Origin of the sequence: Rhodococcus sp. 05-2254-2 (assembly GCF_002259095.1) — a bacterium.
Taxonomy (GTDB): domain Bacteria; phylum Actinomycetota; class Actinomycetes; order Mycobacteriales; family Mycobacteriaceae; genus Rhodococcoides.
Map to the genome: position 1 here is coordinate 277,011 of NZ_NOZJ01000006.1, position 20,046 is coordinate 297,056.

The window sequence follows — 20,046 nt, forward strand, 5'->3', positions numbered from 1 at the left end:
AACATGTCTCGTGTAATTTTTGTCGGCGTTTTTCTACTCCTCATCACCCTGTTCCTGCACTGGCGGTTCCTCTCCTTGACCAGGATGCCGACACGTCCCAAACGAGCTGTCGATGCTGCACTGGCACTGCTGTGGCTGGGTGCGGTGATCGGTTTCGGCAGCGGCGTGGAGTTCGATCCGTCCTGGGCACGAGGACCCGCCTTCGTCGGCCTCAGTTGGCTCGCCGTGGTGCTGTACCTGTTCCTGGGAACGATTCTGGTGGCCGTGGTCTGCACCGTCGTGAGAGTGGTGTTCGCGGCTCGTAAACGCGATTCGTCCGCTGTTCGACTGCGGGTGTCGCGGATCGGATCGGCGGCGGTGGCACTCGTCAGCGTGGTTGCAGTGGGATACGGACTCGTCGAGGCGGCGACTCCGCGTGCGACGAACACCGACGTCGTGCTCGACAGGCTACCGGCCGAATTCGACGGCGTCCGAGTGGCGTTGGTGTCGGATCTCCATGTCGGCCCCTCCCGCGGCGTGGATTTCGTGCAGAAGGTCGTCGATTCGATCAACGCCCAGAATCCCGATGTCGTGGTCCTCGACGGCGATCTCATCGATGGGACGGTTGCTCTGGTGGGAGAAGATCTCGAGCCGCTGCGCGATCTCGAAGCGCCGCTGGGAGTGTTCGCCGTCAGCGGCAATCACGAGTTCTACGCGGGCGACGGCGGCGAGTGGCTCGACTTCTGGTCGACGCTCGGCATCGACGTGCTGCGAAACGAGCGTACGACGATCACTCGTGGCGACGCTGCCATCGATATCGCCGGCATCAACGACGCCACCGCACCGGCTCCGTACGAACCCGATCTGGCCGCGGCATTGGACGGGATCGATCCTGATCGTTTCGTACTGTTGATGGCACATCAGCCGTTGCAGGCGGTGGAGGCATCGGACTTCGGAGTGGACATGCAAGTGTCCGGTCACACTCATGGGGGTCAGATCTGGCCGATCCGTTATCTGGTGCCGTTACAGCAGCCCAGTGTCCAAGGGCTGGACACGATCGGCAACACCACGCTCTACACCACCCGCGGTGCCGGCGCGTGGGGTCCACCGGTGCGGGTGGCCGCTCCGCCCGAGATCGCAATGCTCGAACTCACTCGGGGCTAGAAGCCTCCGACTCCACCACGCCAGAGCCCGCCACGTCGCTGTGGCGGGCTCTGTTCTCGGCTCAGGCGAACGCCTCGATCGGTGGGCACGAGCACACCAGATTGCGGTCTCCGTGGGCACCGTCGATGCGACGCACCGCCGGCCACACCTTCGGACGGTCGTAGCCCGCCGGGTAGGCAGCGAGTTCCCGTGAGTACGGGTGATCCCACTCGGTAACCAGACTCCGAGCGGTGTGCGGTGCACCTCGAAGTGGGTTGTCGTCGACCGTCCATTCGCCCGATCCGACGCGATCGATCTCTCCCCTGATGGCGATCATCGCATCGCAGAACGCGTCGATCTCCTCGAGGTTCTCGCTCTCGGTCGGCTCGACCATCAGAGTTCCCGGCACCGGGAAGCTCATCGTGGGCGCGTGGAAGCCGTAGTCCGCCAACCTCTTCGCTACGTCGTCGACGGTGACTCCGGTGTCCTTGGTCAAGCCCCGCAGATCGAGAATGCACTCGTGGGCAACCATGCCGTTGTCGCCGGTGTACAGAACCGGGAAGTACTCGTCGAGGCGACGGGCGATGTAGTTGGCCGACGCGATCGCCGTCAATGTCGCCTGCCGGAGCCCCGTCGCACCCATCATCGCGATGTAGGCCCACGTGATCGTCAGGATCGAGGCGCTGCCGTAGGGGGCACCGGACACCGTCGGTCCCGAACCGAGCTGCGGGGCCAGTGGGTGACCCGGCAGGTACGGCTGCAGGTGCGACCGCACACCGATGGGCCCGACACCGGGCCCGCCGCCTCCGTGTGGGATGCAGAACGTCTTGTGCAGGTTCAGGTGGCTGACATCGCCGCCGAATCGGCCCGGGCGCGCCAGACCGACGAGAGCGTTGAGGTTGGCACCGTCGACGTACACCTGACCGCCCGCGTCGTGGACCGCAGCACAGATCTCGGAGATCTCGTGCTCGTAGACGCCGTGGGTGGAGGGATAGGTGATCATGATCGCCGCGAGGGTGTCGGCGTGCTCGGCGATCTTGGCGCGCAGGTCATCGACGTCGACGTCACCGTTGGGACGGCAGGCCACCACCACCACGCGCATCCCGACCATCACCGCCGAGGCTGCGTTGGTGCCGTGGGCGCTCGACGGGATCAAGCAGACGGTGCGTTCGGCATCGCCGTTGCCGAGGTGGTAGCGGCGAATTGCGAGCAGCCCCGCGTATTCACCCTGGCTTCCCGCATTGGGCTGCAGGCTGACCGCGTCGTAGCCGGTGATGTCCACGAGCCACCGTTCCAGATCGGCGATCACCTTCAGCAGACCGGGCACATCCGAGGACGGAGCGAAGGGGTGCTGACGGGCGAACTGCGGCCAGGTGATGGACTCCATCTCCGCGGTCGCGTTCAGCTTCATCGTGCACGAACCCAGCGGAATCATGCTGCGATCGAGCGCAATGTCCTTGTCGGACAACGCACGCAGGTAGCGCAACATTGCCGTCTCGGTCCGGTACCTGGTGAATGCCGGGTGCGTGAGGTACTCCGAGGTTCGAGTCATGTTCGCCGGCAACGACTCGGCCCCGGAACCTGCGGTTTCTGCACCGAACGCGGCGAGCACGTTCGCGATGTGCTCGGGCGTCGTCGCCTCGTCGCACGCGACGGCCACGTGGTCGGCGTCGACAAGCCGCAGATTGATCCCGCGTTGCTTGGCAGCGTCGACGACGGCCTGAGCCTTACCCGGGACGGCCGCCAGGACGGTGTCGAAGAAGTCCGTGTGCACCACCTCGATACCTGCTTCCCGCAGGCCTGCCGCCACGGTTCGAGCACGCGCATTCACCCGAGTTGCTATGGCACGCAATCCGTCTGCGCCGTGGTAGCTGGCGTACATCGCGGCGACGATGGCCAGCAGGACCTGAGCGGTGCAGATGTTGGAGGTCGCCTTCTCGCGGCGGATGTGCTGCTCGCGGGTCTGCAGCGCCAGCCGGTAGGCGCGGTGGCCGTCGGCATCGAGCGAGACCCCGACCAGTCGGCCGGGCAGCTGACGGGAATGACCCGACCGCACTGCGAGGTAGCCGGCGTGCGGTCCGCCGTATCCCATCGGAACACCGAACCGCTGGGTGGTTCCGAAGCAGACGTCTGCGCCGATCTCACCGGGCGGGGTCACCACGGTGGCAGCGAGCAGGTCCACTCCCACTGCAACCAGGGCCCCCCTCTCGTGCGCGGCCTCGATGATCGCCGTGTGATCGACTAGACGGCCCGATGCTCCGGCCAGCTGCGCGAGCACACCGAAGAATTCTCCGTCGGGTAGTCCGTCGGTCAGATCGGCGTAGACCAGTTCGATGCCCAGCGGCTCGGCGCGGGTGGCCAACACGGCCTCGGTTTGCGGGAAGACATCGGAATCGACCAGTAGCCGAGGCGACTTCGACGCCCTGTTCGCGCGCCGCATCAAGGTCATGGATTCGGCGGCCGCCGTCGACTCGTCGAGCATCGACGCATTGGCCACGTCCATGCCGGTGAGGTCGGCAACCATGGTCTGGAAGTTGAGCAACGCTTCGAGTCGCCCCTGGCTGATCTCCGGCTGATACGGCGTGTACGCGGTATACCAGGCCGGGTTCTCCAGAATGCCTCGGGTCAGCACCGGCGGGGTGAGCGTGTCGTAGTAGCCCAGGCCGATCATCGACGTCGCCACGGTGTTCTGCCCGGCGAGGTCGGCCAGTGCTGAGAGCACCTCGTGCTCGCTCAGCGCGGGCGGTAGCGTCGCCAAGCCGTCGGGAACGCCGTCGACCACGGTATCGAGGATCGACGAAGGAACGGCCTTGCGGGCCAGCTCGTCGAGACTGTCGACGCCGATGGTGTCGAGGATGCGGACCAACTCGGTGGCGTCGGGGCCGATGTGACGGTCGACGAAAGTGTGTGCGGGCGAGCCGGTTCGGTCGGTCACGATGTGCTCCCAGGACGAGGCGTCGGACGGCCGAGGCATGCGCTCCGGCCGCTCCTCCCCCTCTGTCGTGTGCCCGCTGACGCGTGCGCCTGAGAGATTCGGTCGGACACGGCGCACCAGTGAAGCGCGCCGGCACCTTTCCCCTTGGGCGGGTGGGTGCTCCCACCACTTTCCAGAGTTGTCGAAGCCCACACGGTCCGTGTGCCTGAGAGATTGACGGGGAGGTATTGCTCCTTCGGCGTCCGAGACTGGATGCCTCGGAACTCTCCCGCGCGGGCGCGACGAAAGAAAGTCTAGCCGGTCTTGCGGCTCGCGCGATTCTTGCGGCGCGACGCCAACTCGTCCTCGGGGCTCGGCTGGCTTTCACCGCCGTCGGCTCGTTCGGCCGGGAAGTCGGCGATGGTACCGGTGAGCTCGCGCATCGCACCGTTCACGGCAATACCGAACACGCCCTGCCCACCCTGGAGCAGATCGACCACTTCTTCTGCCGACGTGCACTCGTAGACGGTGGTGCCGTCGGAGAACAGCGTGATGTTGGCGAGATCGCCCACCCCGCGCTGGCGTAGGTGATCGACGGCGACGCGGATGTTCTGCAGTGAGATACCGGTATCGAGCAGCCGCTTGACGATCTTGAGGACGAGCATGTCCTTGAACGAGTACAGCCGCTGGCTTCCCGATCCCGCTGCGCCGCGGATGGACGGGACGACGAGCCCGGTGCGGGCCCAGTAATCGAGCTGACGGTAGGTGATGCCGGCGATCTGGCACGCACTCGGCACGCGGTAGCCCACGAGTTCGTCGGGCACGGAGTCGTCGGGGAACAATCCCGGTTGAATGTCCTGGGGCGATTCGATTCGGGCGCTCGACGCCTGGTCGGGGGTGTCGACCCGAGCATCGGCACCGACCGGCGTGTCCTCGGTCCGGCCTGCGGCTTCGGACTCTCGACGGCCGTGATGCTGCTGCGGCTGATCTCCCACTGACTGCTCCCTCTCGGATGTCTCACTGCGTTCGGATCGAGTCAGTACTGCGATCCGTCCGGGACACTGGAAATGCCTCGGTGTACTCGCGTGAAGTCATACCGTGTACCAGGCCAGAGTACGCCTCGGCAGGTATCGAAGAGGCGTGAACCGAACCCGGATGGGTAGCGACGGCGATGAACTTCACTGGCACGAACGTTATGGGGACGTTCGTGCAGATTCAACGCAACGCGCCGTAAACCTGAACCTAAAGTTGAGGTTGAGACTCTTCTGTTACCCGTCGGTGGCTTTGAAGTCGTCCGGCGATACCGAGTCGAGGAACTCCTTGAACTTCTCGACCTCGTCCTCACGCTCGTCGGGCATGATCAATCCGGCTTCGGCGAGCACGGGCTCGTCGGCGAAGATCGGTACCCCGGCCCGCAGTGCGATGGCTACGGAGTCCGACGGCCGAGCGGAGACCCTGATGTCCTTGTCGAACACCAGATCGGCGTAGAAGGTGCCCTCCTGCAGGTCGACGATGCGCACCTCCTTGAGCTGGTGCCCGAGCGCCGAGATCAGATTCTTGACGAGATCGTGGGTGAGCGGACGGGCCGGCTGCACACCCTGCTGCTCCAAAGCAATTGCGGCAGCCTCGGTTTGGCCGATCCAGATCGGGAGGTACCGGTCGCCGTCAGCCTCACGCAGCAGCAACACGGGCTGGTTCTGCGGCTGTTCGACACGAATACCGACCACACGCATCTCACTCATCGTGTCTACCTCTCACCTCGAGAAATTCCGGGCTGCACTGAAAACTTGCTCAGCTCGTCGCTGCCGAGTCTATTGGAAGTCGGAACGACGCGAGCGAGCGTCACCGGTCGAGTGCACCGCGCACCGCGGCTTTGACCAGGCAGGTGTGCAAGGTCAAGGACAGTGCAGCCAATTCGCGAATCATTTCTTCTGCGCGATCGCGTGCACCGGCGTCTCGGCCCTTGGCCACGGGTCCAGCAATCTGCGCTACCAGACCGGCCTCGCGGTCCGCCGCGAGCTTGAAGGCGCGAAGGTGGCGCACCTCGAGACCGAATTGCAACATCGCGTGCGCCGTCCGAGCGAGCGTCACCGCTCCGTCGTCGTAGAAACCGGCCTGCCCCGGAGTGATCAAGCCGGCTCGCAACAGCTCGGTCAGAAACGCATCGTCGATCCCCGCCTGAGCGAGTAGATCTGCCTTGGCGATGCGGACCTCACGATCGGGAAGGAACTCCTCGGGAGAGACCTCACCCGCGGCAACCGTCAGCGACCGCGGACGCTTGACCGACGCATCGGCCCGTTCGACGGTCGCGACCCCGTGGTCGATGGCTTCGAGTTGTTCCTTGATGACCTTGAGCGGCAGGTACTGATCGCGCTGCGCGGTCAGCACGAAGCGCAGACGCTCGCAATCGGCGATGGAGAACCGCCGGTACCCCGACGGTGTGCGTTCCGGCGAGATCAGCCCCTCGGCTTCGAGGAATCTGATCTTCGAGATGGTGACATCAGGAAAGTCGGGCCGAAGTCGATCGAGGACGGAGCCAATCGACATCCCCCCGTTGGACTGCTGCCCGACGGCGGTCACTGGCTTCCTGCACCCGCAGACGCGTCGCCGACCTGAGATCCGTTGCCGCCCCGCGGTCCGGTGAGGAACACCAGCCGGAACTTGCCGATCTGGACCTCGTCGCCGTTGGCCAGCACAGCGGAGTCGACCGGCTCCCGGTTGACGTACGTGCCGTTGAGGCTGCCGACGTCGACGACCTGGAAGTCGTCCTCGTCCTGCCGGAACTCGGCATGCCGACGGCTGACGGTGACATCGTCGAGGAAGATGTCACTGTCGGGGTGCCGACCGGCCGAGGTGGTGGGCTGGTCGAGCAGGAACCGTGATCCGGCGTTGGGTCCTCGCTTGACGACGAGCAGCGCGGCACCGACAGGCAACCCCTCGACACCCGATACCGGAGCTTCGGTGCTCTGGGCGGCCGCGGAGTTGTCCAGCTCCTGCAGGAAATCTGCACGGAAGACCGAGGTGGTCTCTGCCGGTGACTCCCCGTAGTTGCTGTCGTTGTCGTTCTGGCTCACCGTTACTCCTTCTCAGTCCGTTCACCCGAGGCAGAGAACGCCGCGGGTAACGCAGTACATGGTCTTCACATCAGGTGTTGCTTGGCGTTCGGTGTTGCGTAGCGTCGTACAGCTTGCTGGACCTTCGCCCCGACAGGGTATTCGCTCGGTGTCGACCGTACCCCGCGCAGTGGTGGCCGTGTGGCCTGTTGGCTGGTGTCGACAGCCGGCCGATCACTCGGCCGTGATGAGAGCATATCCGGCGGCATCGAGCATCTGCGCCAGTGCCGCGTCCAACTCCTCCGGTGTCGAAACCTCGAGGTCGATCAGCCAGCCTCCGGTGTAGGGTCCCGAGTTCACCTTCTCCGGTTCACCGTCCAGATCCTCGTTCACGGCAACCACTTTCGCGGTCAGAGGGCTGAACACGTCGGACACGCTCTTGGTGGATTCGACCTCGCCGAGAGACGCGCCCGCGGTCACGGTGTCGCCGATCGAGGGAAGCTGAACGAACACCACGTCGCCCAACTGCGCCTGCGCGAAATCGGTGATACCGATTCGCACCGTTGCAGGCCCCGTCCGCTGCACCCACTCGTGCTCGGGGGTGTAGTACAGATCAGCTGGTGTGTCGATGTCGCTCAACGCGGCATTCCCTTCGATCGTGGCCCGGGGCGAGCGGGCGGTCAGTTACCGGGCTGAGCGTATTGACGCGGGCGCGGATCCCGCAAGGCGGACACCGTGACCTGGTCCGACTGCGCGATGTTCGACGTCGCACCGTTGCGAGTCACCGTGTCGACGACCCCGCCGGGAATGTTCAGTGCCGACGCGAGAGTCGGCGAATCCCCGATGGCAGTGAAGGTGTAAGGGGCCCGCAGTTCTCGACCGTCGACCACGATCCGACCCGCGGAACCGGCGATCCACGAATCGACGCCGATGCGCACGGCATTTCCGCCGCCCTCGATCTGGAGCGCTTCGGCACCTGCTGCGCGCAACTCCTGCATGGCGTCGAGCAGCACCTCCGATCCCACGCCCGAGTTCGGGTCCTCGATCACCAGTGTCACCCCCGGCCCCTGTGCCGCGACGGTACCGACTTGAATCGACAACGCGGACAATCGTTCCTGAGCTTCCGCCACCGCCGCCTCCGATCCCGATCCGGACTGACGCAGCGTCGCCAGAGTGGCCTGCAGGGTGCTGATCTCGTCCCGGATCGACGCCTCGCGTCGGGTCAGGGTGTCCAGCACGACCAGCAGGTCCTCGGGCCGAGAGTTCTCCAGGCCATCAGCGGTGCTCGTCTCTCGTACCTGCGTGGCCAGGCCGATTCCCAGGACGCACAACAGCGCGAGCGCGAGAACACCGAATGCCGCTCCGCGCCTTCGTCCCTCTGCACCAGTACGTCGCGCGCGCCATCCGTGCCGACCGCCGCCTGCCGTCATGATCTAGGCACCGAACAGACGCCTGCGCAGGGCGGCGGCGTTGCCGAAGATGCGGATGCCGAGGACGACGACGATTGCCGTGGACAGCTGAGTTCCCACTCCGAGCTGATCGCCGAGCCACACGATCAGAGCCGCGACGAGGACGTTGAAGACGAACGAGATCACGAACACCTTGGCGTCGAAGATGCCGTCGAGGAAAGCCCGTACACCGCCGAACACCGCGTCGATCGCCGCGACGACGGCAATCGGCAGATAGGGAGCAACCACGGCGGGAACCTGCGGGCCTGCAACCGTCCCGATGACGACGCCGACGATCAGTGCGGCGATCGCGGCAACAGCGTAGACCCCGTGGGTGGGGGTGATCGGCGAATCGGACGGTTCGTGCACGTCGGACTCCGCCGGGTGGGCACTCGGTGGATCGTGCTCCGTCATCGTCGGCCTACCTCCTCTGCCACGAACGACTCTCTCACAGCGGCGGGACCGAGTTCGAGATCGGTTGCCGGGCGTACCGTGAATCCGACGTCGTACAACTGCGCCACCGTACTCATTCGCAGATAGGCGTCGCTGACGACGAACTGGACCTGGATGCGTTGGGGCGGCCCTATCGCCTCGATGGCGTAGGGCGAGTCGATCGGGCGATTGTCCAGCAGCATTGCCCCGCCTGCCTGCCGGATGGTCACGTTGGGTCCGACGCGAATACCGTCCACCGACACCGCCTCGGCCCCGCTCGCCCACAACGAATTGACGATTGCAGCGATGTCTCGATCCAGCACGGCTGCGCCCGAACCTCCACGAATCGACCGATCCGACGCGGCGTCCTCGGCCACCGGCTCGGTGACGACGACAGAGAGCCCAGGGCCGGTCACCGAATCGATGCCGGCGGCGGATTCGACAGCACTCAACCGGTCCAGCAGGGCACTGCCCGTGACATCGGACTGCAGAGCTCTGTCACGCTCCGAGGACACCTGCTCGACCAGTGCCTGTAGTGTCGCTTCCAATTCGGCGCTGCGATCCTGCGCGGCGCGCACAGCAGCCGACGCATCGGAGCCCGCACGGTCCACATCGGCACCGCCGGAAGCCAGCTGCGAGAACGCGATACCGAAGATCACCCCGACCACGACCGCACCGCCCAACAACCAGAGCGCCGCAGGTACTCGCGGCTTGCGGGTGTGCTGCGCCGTACGTTCGGCAGCCGCCGCGCCGTATCCCGGGTCCAGATGGTCGGTCAACAAGGACGTCAGCAACGACGGAACGGGATTCCTCTTGACCTGCTTTTCCGGTCGTTCCGCAGGCTCCACTCCTGACCGTCCCGGTCGTTCCGCAGGCTCCACCGTCAGGTGCCGGCCACTGTCGGATCGACTGCCCTGGCGACAGCGATCGCCTTGCCGAGGTACAGCAGACCGGTCCAGATGTACAACGCGGTGCCCCAGATCAGCAACGCGTATCCGAGCGGTCCTGCGGCATCGGCCACCGAATTGCTGCCGGCAGAGACCAGGAGGACCGGCAGCGCGATCATCACCACGAAGGTCGCGGCCTTACCGAGATAGATGACGTCCGGAGGCGGGAGGGATCTGCGGCGATAGACGAACATCGTCAATCCGAGTACGGCATCGCGACCGATGAGTATCGCGGCAACCCACCACGGAATGATGCCGCGCAGCACGAACGCCACCAGGGTGCTGACCACGTAGAGCCGATCGACCAACGGATCGAGAACTGCACCCAGCTTCGATGCCTGACCGAGCATGCGAGCCAGTTTGCCGTCGAGCCAATCGGTTCCACCGCTGACCAGCAGGAGCACCAGCGCCCACCCGTCGGCCTCGGGGCCGAGCATGAGGTAGAGAAACAGCGGAACACCCAACAGCCGGATTGCGCTGAGAAGGTTGGGAACGGTCGCGATGCGATCCGATACCTCGAGCTCACGGTCGTTCGTCATCGGCGATCACCTCCTTCTCGTGCTGCTCGTCGCGGCCTGCCCGCTCGGGCTTGCGGCCACGTTAGCGCCACGCGAACACCGGCTGCTCGAAGTCCGCGACTCGGGTGTGTCGACCATGCAGTGCCACTTCACGGAACTGATGGACGATCGCGCCGGTCGGAGCATGGATGGCACCCCTTCGGTACGGCCACCGAATGACCGGACGCGTCGATTCGGGTATCGACACGAATTGGGCGTCGACGTCGAGTTCGTCGACTGTCACCTCGAACACTTCGGCCACCTCGTCCTCGCTGGGCAGCAACGTGGACGAGTAGTCGCCGACCCACACCACGAACGGAGTGATGACGTATCCGGATCGGGTGACGTAGTCGTCCAACCTACCGAGCACGTCGGTCTCGTCGGCACGAATTCCCAACTCCTCGGCCAATTCCCGCAGACAGGCCTGCATCCGAGACTCGCCCGGGTCCACACCTCCGCCGGGCAACGCGTATTGGCCCGGATGTGCGCGCAACCGATCCGGCCTCCTCGTCAGCAGCATGCGCCTGTCCCCCGGCGGTCCACCGACCGCAACGGCAACGGCGGCGGCGCGGAGTCCGTCCGTTTCGGCGGTGCGGTGGGAGAAGCGGGCGAGTTCGCGCGCGACGGAGGCACGATCGAGCAGGTCCTCGTTCGGCCTGTCGGAATTGTCGACGGTCACAGCACGAACCCTAGAGGCCGGGCAGGATCAGCGGGTGTCGGCAGGACGGGCAGCAGGGGGAAGCATCTTGTCCGGCGATGCCGGCCAGCCGAGTGGCTCGTCGGCCAGAGCGGTCAACTGTTCCACCTGCGTTCGGCACCAGGGTGATACGTCGATGGTGCCGCCCCGCACCCCCGCGGAGAACTCACGCCACGACACCCATCGAGTCTCCTCCACCTCGTCCGGATCGGGATCGAGTGTCGCGTGCTCGTCGACTCTCACGCGGTACACCGGGCATATCTCGTTCTCCACGATTCCGTTGTCCATGACGGCCCGGTACCGGAAGTGCGGCAGTACCAACTCGGCGGATTCCGCATGCAGGCCCAATTCTTCGCCGATTCGGCGCAGTACGGCGTCGTCGAGTTTCTCACCGGGTGCCGGGTGGCCACAGCACGTGTTGGTCAGCACCCCTGGCCACGTCGTCTTGCTCGACGCTCTGCGTGTGAGAAGAACTGCGCCGTCCGATCTCACCACGTAGCTGGAAAATGCCAGGTGCAGTGGCGTGTCCAGCGTGTGGACGGTGGTCTTGTCGTGCGTGCCGACGGCGCGGCCTTCGTCGTCCAGCAGCACCACGTGCTGCGCTCGGGATCGATCCATCGTTCCATCGTCCCACGGCCTGCGCGGCGGTCTACTGTCGAACCATGGGACGTGACGAGAACACCGACAACGAGAACCCGACAGACGCCGAGAAGGCATCGGACACGCCGAAGGGCGGCCGACCAGGACCCGTGGACGGCGGCGGCGGAGGCGGAATGGCGACGCGGGAGAACGCGCCCGAGATCGCCGACGACTCTGCCTGAGATTCGTCACACCACCGCTGTTTGAGAAACAGAGTTTGCGTCAATACCTCCGATGTTCTCGCGCTGCGCGGGCACACGAACCTCCACGACCGGAAGGACCTCGATGAGCATCAACGACGACGACATCACCACCACGGGCGGAGCCGCAGGCGAAGGACCCGCCGACGGCGGATCGAACCCCGGTGGCCATGACGGCGGAGCAGACGGCCCCGCCGGAGCCGGTGAAGGACCCGCCGACGGCGGATCCAACCCCGACGGTCACGACGGCGGAGCAGACGGCCCCGCCGGAGCGGGCGAGGGCCCGGCCGACGGTGGATCGAACCCCAACGGACACGACGGCGGTGCGGACGGTACCGCTTGAGCACTGAGTCGAGCGGCGAGCGCGGATCGGATCATCGGTCCGCGCTTCGTCGTCTCACCGGTACCGACTTCAGGACGTTCGCGGACCGGTTCTGGGGTACAGCTCCCAAACTGACCCGATCCGCCGAGCTGTCGGACTCGTTCGACGATCTGATGACACTCGACGCGGTCGACGAGCTGATCTCGGAACGCGGAGTACGCACTCCTTTCGTGCGGATGGCCAAAGACGGTCGGTTGCTGGACAAGTCGCAGTTCACGTCGTCCGGCGGGTTCGGTGCCGAGGTAACGGACCAGGTCGACTCCGCAGCGGTGCTGGCAGCCTTCGCGGCCGGAAACACGCTGGTACTTCAGGGCCTGCATCGGCTGTGGCCGCCGCTGATTCATTTCGTCGGTGATCTCGTTCGCGAGCTGGGCCACCCCGTGCAGGTGAACTCGTATGTGACACCGGCTGCATCGCAAGGATTTTCACCGCACTACGACGTACACGATGTGTTCGTCGTGCAGATCGCGGGCACCAAGCGGTGGAGCATTCACTCCCCGGTGCACGTGCATCCGCTGAACAATCAACCGTGGTCGGACCGACGGTCGGCCGTCGAAGACCACGCATCGAACACTCCCGAACTGGACGTTGTCCTCGAGCCCGGCGATGTGCTCTACCTGCCGCGCGGGTGGATCCACTCGGCGCAAGCGCTCGGTGACACAACCGTGCACCTGACCATCGGCGTGGCGTCGTACAACGACTACGACCTCGCCCACCACGTGCTGAAGTCGCTGGGCGACGTCGAGAGTCTGCGCGCTCCCCTTCCCGCCGGCCTCGACCACTCCGACCCGGAGTCCATCGCTGCGCATGTACACCGAGTCGTGGACGCCATGCGCGCCGCGCTCGACGAGATCGACCGAGACCCCGACGCGATACGTCGACTGGCCGAACGCGTCGCTGATCGTCACGACGAGCTCGTCCGACCGGAACCGGTGCGCCCACTGGCAAGCGTCGCTGCAATGGGAGCGTTGCGGGGCGAGGATTCGATCCGACTACGGCCCGGCGTGTTCGCGCGTGTCGTGCGATCGGCCCACGCAGTGTCCGTGGTCGTGCGCGCCAAGACCGTGACGATGCCGCCCCAGTGCGCAGACGCTCTCGACCTGCTGAACCAGGGCGCACCGTGCCGCCTCGATGCCCTGCCCGGACTCGACACCGACGACGCGTTGGTGGTTGCGCGCAGACTGATCCGCGAGGGCATCGCCGTGCCGGCCGAACGATAGCCGTCAGGTGATCGTGATTCCACCGTCGACCGCGATGGTCTGACCCGTCACGTATCCCCCGGCGTCCGAGGCGAGCCAGATCGCGGTTGCAGCCAGTTCTTCGGCATCGCCCTTGCGTCCGAGAATCATTCGCGGAGCCATCGAGTCGAGGTATCCCGGCTGGTACGAGTCCGTCATCTCGCTCTGGAAGAAACCTGGCGCAATAGCGTTGACTCTGATGCCTTTTCGCGCGCCCCACTGCTGCGCCAGATCGCGGGTGAGGCCGATGATCGCTGCCTTGCTCGCGCTGTAGGCCGCCTGCGGAAGGCCTGCGGTGGTCAGCCCCAGAATGCTGGAGATGTTCACGATCGAACTGCCGGGCGCCATCACCCGTCCGCAGGCCTGCGCTGCCCAGTACGACCCGTTCAAGTTGATGTCGATCACCGAGCGGAACTGCTCGGGTGTCTCACGGGTTGCGGGGTAGGCCGTGCCTACCCCGGCATTGTTGATGAGAATGTCGACCTTTCCGAACTCCTTCACCGCGGCCTCGACCATCGCGGTGCACTGGTCCGGGTCGACCACGTCGGTGGCGACCGTGATCGAACGCCCTCCGACGCTGTCGATCAACTCTGCGGTCTGCGCCAACTTGTCCACTCGTCGTGCGGCGAGCACCACGTCAGCTCCCGCCTCGGCGGCTGCCTTGGCGAATGCCACGCCCAGTCCGGAGGAGGCACCGGTGACGATGACGACGCGTCCGTCCAGGCGAAATTTGTCCAAGATCGACATGTTCGATGAATCTCCTTGTTTTCGACTCAGAACCAAGCGGGTGACATATCGAGGGTGGTGCGGTCCAGTCTCGCCAACAGATCGAGCTGAACGTCCACCTTCGGCAATTCGTAGACGTAGAAGTATTTCGCTGCAGAACGCTTTCCGTCGTAGAAGTCTCCGGACTTCGTGCCGACCGCCAGCAACTGCTCGAGCCACATCCAGGCGATGACGGTGTGCCCCATCGCTTCGAGGTAGGCCGTGGAGTTCGCCAGCGCCACGGCGGCGTCGCCGGTACCCCACACTGCCGCGGTGACCTCGACGATTCTGTCCAAGCGTGCGTGCAGTTCGGCGGCGTACCGAGCAGCGTCACCGCCTGCTGATTCGGCCCGCGCCACCGTCTCCGCGATGTGTTCGGCCAGCAGAGCCAATCCCGCGCCGCCCTGCATGATCACCTTGCGCCCGAGCAGATCCAATCCCTGAATACCGTGTGTGCCTTCGTGAATCGGGTTGAGGCGATTGTCGCGGTAGTGCTGCTCGACGTCGTAGTCGCGGGTGTATCCGTAGCCGCCGTGCACCTGAATGGCCAGGCTGTTGGCTTCGAGGCACCACTGAGACGGCCAGCTCTTGGCGATGGGCGTCAGTACGTCGAGCAACAGTGTCGATCGTGCTGCTTCGGCATCGTCGGATGCCGAATCCTGATGGTCGACCAGACGCGAACAATAGAGTCCGAGGGCCAGCGCGCCTTCGACGTACGACTTCTGCGCCAACAACATTCGACGAACGTCGGCGTGTTCGATGAGCGCGACAGGGGGTGCTGCCGGATCTTTCGCACCGAGCGGTCGTCCCTGAGTACGCGTCTTCGCGTACTCGACCGACTTCAGGTAACCGACGTACCCGAGCGCGATGGCCAGGAATCCGACACCGATACGGGCCTCGTTCATCATGTGGAACATGTACGACAAACCACGGTTCTCCTCGGCGACGAGGTAGCCGACAGCTCCGGATTGCCCACCGGGAGAGTGGGTTCCGTCGCCGAACGCCAGCAGGGTATTGGTGGTACCGCGGTTGCCCATCTTGTGATTGAGTCCGGTCAACACGATGTCGTTGCGTTCGCCCGTACCGCCGTCGCCGTTCGGGAGGAATTTGGGAACGATGAACAGGGAGATTCCCTTGACTCCTGGCGGTCCTCCCGGGGTCTTGGCGAGCACTAGGTGGACGATGTTCTCGGTGAGTTCGTGATCTCCACCCGAAATCCACATCTTGGTACCGGTGATGCGGAAGCTACCGTCGTCCTGCGGCACTGCCTTCGTCGTGATGTCCGCCAGTGACGATCCGGCCTGCGGTTCCGACAGACACATGGTTCCGAACCAGCGCCCGTCCAGCATCGGCCGGACGTAATCACGGACTTGATCCGGCGTGCCGTACGTCGCGATCAGGTTGGCGTTGGCCATGGTGAGGAACGGGTACGAGGAGGTCCCGGCGTTGGCGGCCTGGAAGAACGCCATCGCTGCCCGAGAGACGGTCGCAGGCAGTTGCATCCCGCCTATCGACTCGTCGAACTGCCCGGCGATCAGACCCGCGGACGCATAGACATCGAGCGCTTCCTTGACTTCGGGTATCAGCTCGACCGAACCGTCCGCATTCATCGTCGGCTCCTGCGCGTCCGCCTTCTTGTTGTGCGGCGCGAAGTGCTTGCGGGCGATGTCCGCACTGAGGTCGAGGACCGCGTCGAAGGTCTCCTTCGAGTGCTCCGCGAAGCGCGGTCGAGCTGTCAGTGCCGCCACGTCCAGCCATTCGTACAGCAGAAAATCCAGGTCGCGTCGCGAGAGGACGTCCGACATTCACTTCTCCGATCGCGAGGGGTGACAGGTGCGCGACGGTGACGAGCACTGTGACGCACATGACTGTGGTTTCACCATACAAGTCTCGATCTCCCGCTTTCACCGAGTACCCACGGGAGCTGCCACCCCCCATGAGAGTCCGCGATCCGGGCCCCAAAAGTGCAGTGAGCCAGACTTTTACGACTTATCGGACTATGAGGAGCGTCACGATTGGCGAGATGCCCGACGGCATATACTTACCTTTGATAACGATATTGAGCGACAATCGCGAGGTCCCCGAACGATCGGCGGGCTTCGTCGGAGGGAGTCGAGCATGCCGCACACACTGGACGTCGACAGCCGACAGGATCGACAGAGCAGGCAACGCAGTCGGTTCCAGGAGCTGCACGAGACCGACCGGGAGTTTCGAGCCGCGGAACCGGACAGCGCCGTGGCCGATGCCGCCCAGGAGTTGTCGCCCAACCTGGCCCGAGTGGTTGCCGAGATCATGACGCGTTACTTTGATCGGCCGGCCCTCGGCCGCCGAGCTCGAGAGATCATGAAGATCGACGACGTCGACACGTTTCACCTTCTCCCCCGGTTCGACACCATCACCTACGGCCGAGCCTGGAGCGATGCCGGCGCACTGGCCTCGGCGCTGACGCACGACGCATTCGGTATCGCGCGAGGAGACTTCTTCGCAACCCTGGGATTCGCGAGCGCCGACTATGTCGTCGCGGAACTGGCCACGATCCGACTCGGTGCGATTGCCGTTCCGTTGCAAGCCGGTGCCACTGCAGGCCAGCTCTCGGCCATCGCCGACGAGGTCGAACCCGTCGTTCTCGCAGCAGATGTCGACAACTTGTCCGTTGCGGTCCAGGTTGCCACGCATTGTCGGTCCATTCGGCGAATCGTCGTCCTCGACTACGACGCTGCGATAGACGCGCACGCACGGACCATGAAGTCCGCGCTGGTCGATGCCGAGCAGGTGGGAGTCTTCGTCCGGCCGCTCACCGACCTGGTTCGCGACGGCGCGCAACTGCCGGAGATCCCGCTCCCCGACGACGAGGATCCCGACCGACTCGCGACGCTGATCTACACCTCCGGCAGCACCGGAACGCCCAAGGGAGCGATGCACACCGAACGAATCGTGTGCGGAGCCTGGACCGGTGCCTGGCACCACACCGGAGCTTCCTCCGAATCCACGGACCAGCCGGCTTTCCCTGTCATCACTGTCGACTATCTCCCGATGAGTCACCTGGCCGGGCGTGGTCTTGTCTTCTCGACGCTGGCGGCCGGCGGCACCGTCCACTTCGCAGCGGCGAGCGACCTGTCCACCCTGTTCGAGGATTTCGCGCTCGCTCGGCCCACGATGGCCCTGTTGATCCCGCGGGTGTGCGAGATGATTCGGCACAACGTCCTCGCCGAGATCGACCGAGAGGTCGAACGCTCTGCAGGTGGCGATGCCGACAGGACGCGTCGAGAGATTTTGGAGCGCAACAGGATCGAGCAATTCGGTGGACGTGTCCTGGCAGCGATGGTCGGCACCGCACCGATTGCTCCCGAGGTCAAGGACTTCGTCACGGAGCTGCTCGATATCGAGGTCCGCGACAACTACGGCTCCACCGAAGCCGGGATGGTGTTGCACGACGGCGTCGTGCAACGTCCACCGGTGATCGAATACAAGCTCGACGATGTGCCCGAACTCGGTTACTTCTCCACCGACACACCGCATCCGCGCGGTGAGCTCCTGCTCAAGACGGCGTCCATCATTCCCGGTTATTACAAGCGTCCGGACGTCACGGCCGACGTCTTCGACTCCGGGGGCTTCTATCGCACCGGTGACGTCGTCGCCGAGATCGAGCCGGACCGACTCGCCTACGTCGACCGACGCAAGAACGTTCTGAAACTGGCTCAGGGCGAGTTCGTCGCACTGGCGCGCCTCGAATCCCTGTTCGGTACCAGTGAGCTGGTCGATCAGATATTTCTCTACGGCAACGGCCAACGGGCGTATCTGTTGGCGGTCGTCGTTCCGGCCCAACCGGATACCACCGCGGGTTCGGTCATCGAATCGCTGCAACGGATCGCACGCACGGAAGCGCTGAACTCGTACGAGATTCCGCGTGAGGTCATCATCGAACACGAGCCGTTCACACAGGAGAACGGACTGCTGTCCGGTGCGGGCAAGCAACTGCGTCCCAAACTCGCCGAACGTTACCGAGACGAACTCGAGCGTCGCTACGCAGAACTCGAATCGGGTCAGAACGACCGGCTGCGCGAGCTCAGGCGCAGTGGTGCCGATGCCCCGGTCCTGGCCACGGTCGGCGATGCCGCCCAAGCCCTGCTGGGATGCGCTGGGTCCGATGTTCGCCCCGATGCCCACTTCAGCGACCTGGGCGGAGATTCGTTGTCGGCGTTGACGTTCTCGACGCTGCTCCGTGAGATCTACGACGTCGATGTTCCGGTCGGTGTGATCACTGGGCCCGCCATGGACCTGGCAGCGCTGGCCGAGTACATCACCTCGGCCCGCGACACCGATTCCGACACGGCCACTTTCGAATCGATCCACGGCCGCGGCGCAACCATCGCCGAGGCGTCCGACCTGCGACTGTCGGCATTTCTGGACGACACCCTCCTCGACGCAGCGCACCACATCCCGGGCCCGCGGGACCAGACCAGCACAGTGCTGCTGACCGGGGCCAACGGATACCTCGGTCGCTTCCTCTGCCTGGAATGGTTGGAGCGCATGGCCGAGGTCGGCGGAAAGGTGATCTGTCTGGTGCGCGGACGCTCCGATACCGACGCGCGAGCTCGACTCGATGCGGCCTTCGACAGCGGCGACGCAGACCTGTCGGAACGCTATCGAACCTTGGCCGACGCTGCGCTCGAGGTCGTGGCAGGCGATCTCGGGACACCTCGGTTCGGCGTGGACCCTGACGCGTTCGAGGCGCTGGCCCAACGGGTGGATCGCATCGTGCACCCTGCAGCGCTGGTCAACCACGCACTGCCGTACGAGCACCTCTTCGGCCCCAACGTCGTCGGCACCGCCGAGGTGATTCGGCTGGCGCTCACCGACCACGTCAAGCCGGTGACCTACCTGTCGACGGTGGCCGTCGCAGCGGGCGTCGAGAATTTCCGGGAGAACGGCGACATCCGTGTGGACAGCCCGTCGCGAGCTGTGGACGATTCCTACGCCAACGGCTACGGAAACTCCAAGTGGGCCGGTGAAGTGCTGTTGCGCAACGCGTTCGACGAGTTCGGCCTGCCGGTGTCGGTCTTTCGCTCGGACATGATCCTGGCGCACAGCAGATGGACCGGTCAGCTCAACGTGCCGGACGTGTTCACGCGTCTGATCCTCTCGGTCGTCGCAACCGGCCTGGCTCCTCACACGTTCTACGCCACCGACACCGGGGCACCGACCGACGAGAAAGGGCGACCGCTGGCCCACTACGACGGTCTGCCTGCCGATTTCAGTGCTTCGGCCATCACGTCGATCGCGGGCGGGGATACCTCTGGCTACCGAACGTTCGACATCCTCAACCCACACGACGACGACATCTCGCTGGACACGTTCGTCGATTGGATGCGTGACGCAGGTCGCGACATCGAGATCGTCGAGAACTACGACGAGTGGTTCGAACGGTTCGGTGCCGCAGTCGAGGCATTGCCGGAGAAGCAGCGTTCGCACTCGCTGCTCCCCCTGATCGACTCGTACGCACACCCGCAACACCCGTCGTCCGGGGCGATGCTGCCCGCCGACGAGTTCGCCTCGGCCGTCGGGGACATTCCGCACCTCGGGCGCGAGTTGATCGAGAAGTACCTCTCCGATCTCGTGGCGCTCGAGCTCGTGAGCACGCGCTAGAGCAGT

The 20,046-nt window shown here is 64.9% G+C and carries 19 protein-coding genes and 1 riboswitch; of the genes, 5 read left to right on the forward strand and 14 right to left on the reverse strand.

Annotation, left to right across the window (positions count from 1 at the left end; translation table 11 throughout):
- Positions 1–3: 3 nt before the first annotated feature.
- A complete protein-coding gene (locus tag CH283_RS08950; protein ID WP_094641717.1) occupies positions 4–1,143 on the forward strand; it encodes a metallophosphoesterase in 1,140 nt (379 codons plus the stop codon).
- Between the two features lie 61 nt (positions 1,144–1,204).
- On the opposite strand, the gene gcvP is transcribed toward CH283_RS08950, so the two are convergent.
- The 12 genes from gcvP to idi all read right to left on the reverse strand — a co-directional run bounded on the left by gcvP (position 1,205) and on the right by idi (position 11,788).
- Positions 1,205–4,096 (reverse strand): aminomethyl-transferring glycine dehydrogenase, encoded by a 2,892-nt coding sequence (gene gcvP / locus CH283_RS08955; RefSeq protein ID WP_255183151.1) that lies wholly within the window; start codon positions 4,094–4,096, stop codon positions 1,205–1,207.
- A gap of 144 nt (positions 4,097–4,240) precedes the next feature.
- Positions 4,241–4,338, reverse strand: a riboswitch (glycine riboswitch).
- A 12-nt stretch (positions 4,339–4,350) separates the two neighbouring features.
- A complete protein-coding gene (locus tag CH283_RS08960) occupies positions 4,351–4,908 on the reverse strand; it encodes a MerR family transcriptional regulator (RefSeq protein ID WP_094642346.1) in 558 nt (185 codons plus the stop codon).
- A gap of 396 nt (positions 4,909–5,304) precedes the next feature.
- Positions 5,305–5,778 carry a bifunctional nuclease family protein gene (locus tag CH283_RS08965; RefSeq protein WP_068047418.1) on the reverse strand — a complete coding sequence of 158 codons (474 nt, stop codon included), beginning with the start codon at positions 5,776–5,778 and terminating at the stop codon, positions 5,305–5,307.
- Between the two features lie 100 nt (positions 5,779–5,878).
- On the reverse strand, positions 5,879–6,616 hold the full coding sequence (ftsR, locus tag CH283_RS08970) for a transcriptional regulator FtsR (protein WP_037189245.1): 738 nt from the start codon (positions 6,614–6,616) through the stop codon (positions 5,879–5,881).
- The gene (gene odhI, locus CH283_RS08975; RefSeq protein ID WP_032377955.1) at positions 6,613–7,110 is read right to left on the reverse strand and encodes an oxoglutarate dehydrogenase inhibitor Odhl; all 498 of its coding nucleotides are present in this window, start codon (positions 7,108–7,110) and stop codon (positions 6,613–6,615) included. The genes ftsR and odhI overlap by 4 nt, the downstream gene beginning before the upstream one ends.
- Positions 7,111–7,323: 213 nt before the next feature.
- Positions 7,324–7,728 (reverse strand): glycine cleavage system protein GcvH, encoded by a 405-nt coding sequence (gene gcvH / locus CH283_RS08980; RefSeq protein WP_068047421.1) that lies wholly within the window; start codon positions 7,726–7,728, stop codon positions 7,324–7,326.
- Between the two features lie 41 nt (positions 7,729–7,769).
- Complete coding sequence (locus CH283_RS08985; protein WP_094641715.1) at positions 7,770–8,519, reverse strand: DUF881 domain-containing protein; 750 nt, start codon at positions 8,517–8,519, stop codon at positions 7,770–7,772.
- Positions 8,520–8,522: 3 nt separating this feature from the next.
- On the reverse strand, positions 8,523–8,951 hold the full coding sequence (locus CH283_RS08990; RefSeq protein WP_082898627.1) for a small basic family protein: 429 nt from the start codon (positions 8,949–8,951) through the stop codon (positions 8,523–8,525).
- On the reverse strand, positions 8,948–9,817 hold the full coding sequence (locus CH283_RS08995; protein ID WP_094641713.1) for a DUF881 domain-containing protein: 870 nt from the start codon (positions 9,815–9,817) through the stop codon (positions 8,948–8,950). Before CH283_RS08995 ends, CH283_RS08990 begins: the two co-directional genes overlap by 4 nt.
- Before the next feature lie 35 nt (positions 9,818–9,852).
- Positions 9,853–10,455 carry a CDP-alcohol phosphatidyltransferase family protein gene (locus tag CH283_RS09000; protein ID WP_068047429.1) on the reverse strand — a complete coding sequence of 201 codons (603 nt, stop codon included), beginning with the start codon at positions 10,453–10,455 and terminating at the stop codon, positions 9,853–9,855.
- 61 nt (positions 10,456–10,516) lie between these two features.
- The gene (locus CH283_RS09005; RefSeq protein WP_176460519.1) at positions 10,517–11,152 is read right to left on the reverse strand and encodes an NUDIX hydrolase; all 636 of its coding nucleotides are present in this window, start codon (positions 11,150–11,152) and stop codon (positions 10,517–10,519) included.
- A gap of 27 nt (positions 11,153–11,179) precedes the next feature.
- A complete protein-coding gene (gene idi / locus CH283_RS09010; protein ID WP_094641711.1) occupies positions 11,180–11,788 on the reverse strand; it encodes an isopentenyl-diphosphate Delta-isomerase in 609 nt (202 codons plus the stop codon).
- 44 nt (positions 11,789–11,832) lie between these two features.
- Here idi and CH283_RS28245 point away from each other — a divergent pair, with 44 nt between their 5' ends.
- The 3 genes from CH283_RS28245 to CH283_RS09020 all read left to right on the forward strand — a co-directional run bounded on the left by CH283_RS28245 (position 11,833) and on the right by CH283_RS09020 (position 13,611).
- Entirely contained in the window at positions 11,833–11,991 is a 159-nt protein-coding gene (locus CH283_RS28245; RefSeq protein ID WP_176460520.1) for a hypothetical protein, read from the forward strand.
- 103 nt (positions 11,992–12,094) lie between these two features.
- Entirely contained in the window at positions 12,095–12,352 is a 258-nt protein-coding gene (locus CH283_RS09015; protein WP_032398144.1) for a hypothetical protein, read from the forward strand.
- Positions 12,349–13,611, forward strand: coding sequence for a cupin domain-containing protein (locus CH283_RS09020; protein WP_068047435.1), 1,263 nt, complete (start codon positions 12,349–12,351; stop codon positions 13,609–13,611). The genes CH283_RS09015 and CH283_RS09020 overlap by 4 nt, the downstream gene beginning before the upstream one ends.
- Before the next feature lie 3 nt (positions 13,612–13,614).
- Here CH283_RS09020 and CH283_RS09025 read toward each other — a convergent pair whose 3' ends face one another.
- Both CH283_RS09025 and CH283_RS09030 read right to left on the reverse strand, forming a co-directional pair.
- A complete protein-coding gene (locus CH283_RS09025) occupies positions 13,615–14,376 on the reverse strand; it encodes an SDR family NAD(P)-dependent oxidoreductase (RefSeq protein WP_068047438.1) in 762 nt (253 codons plus the stop codon).
- 26 nt (positions 14,377–14,402) lie between these two features.
- Positions 14,403–16,199, reverse strand: a complete 1,797-nt coding sequence (locus tag CH283_RS09030; protein WP_068047440.1) for an acyl-CoA dehydrogenase — start codon at positions 16,197–16,199, stop codon at positions 14,403–14,405.
- A gap of 313 nt (positions 16,200–16,512) precedes the next feature.
- Between CH283_RS09030 and car the strand changes: the two genes are divergently transcribed.
- On the forward strand, positions 16,513–20,040 hold the full coding sequence (gene car / locus CH283_RS09035) for a carboxylic acid reductase (protein ID WP_094641709.1): 3,528 nt from the start codon (positions 16,513–16,515) through the stop codon (positions 20,038–20,040).
- Positions 20,041–20,046: the final 6 nt, after the last annotated feature.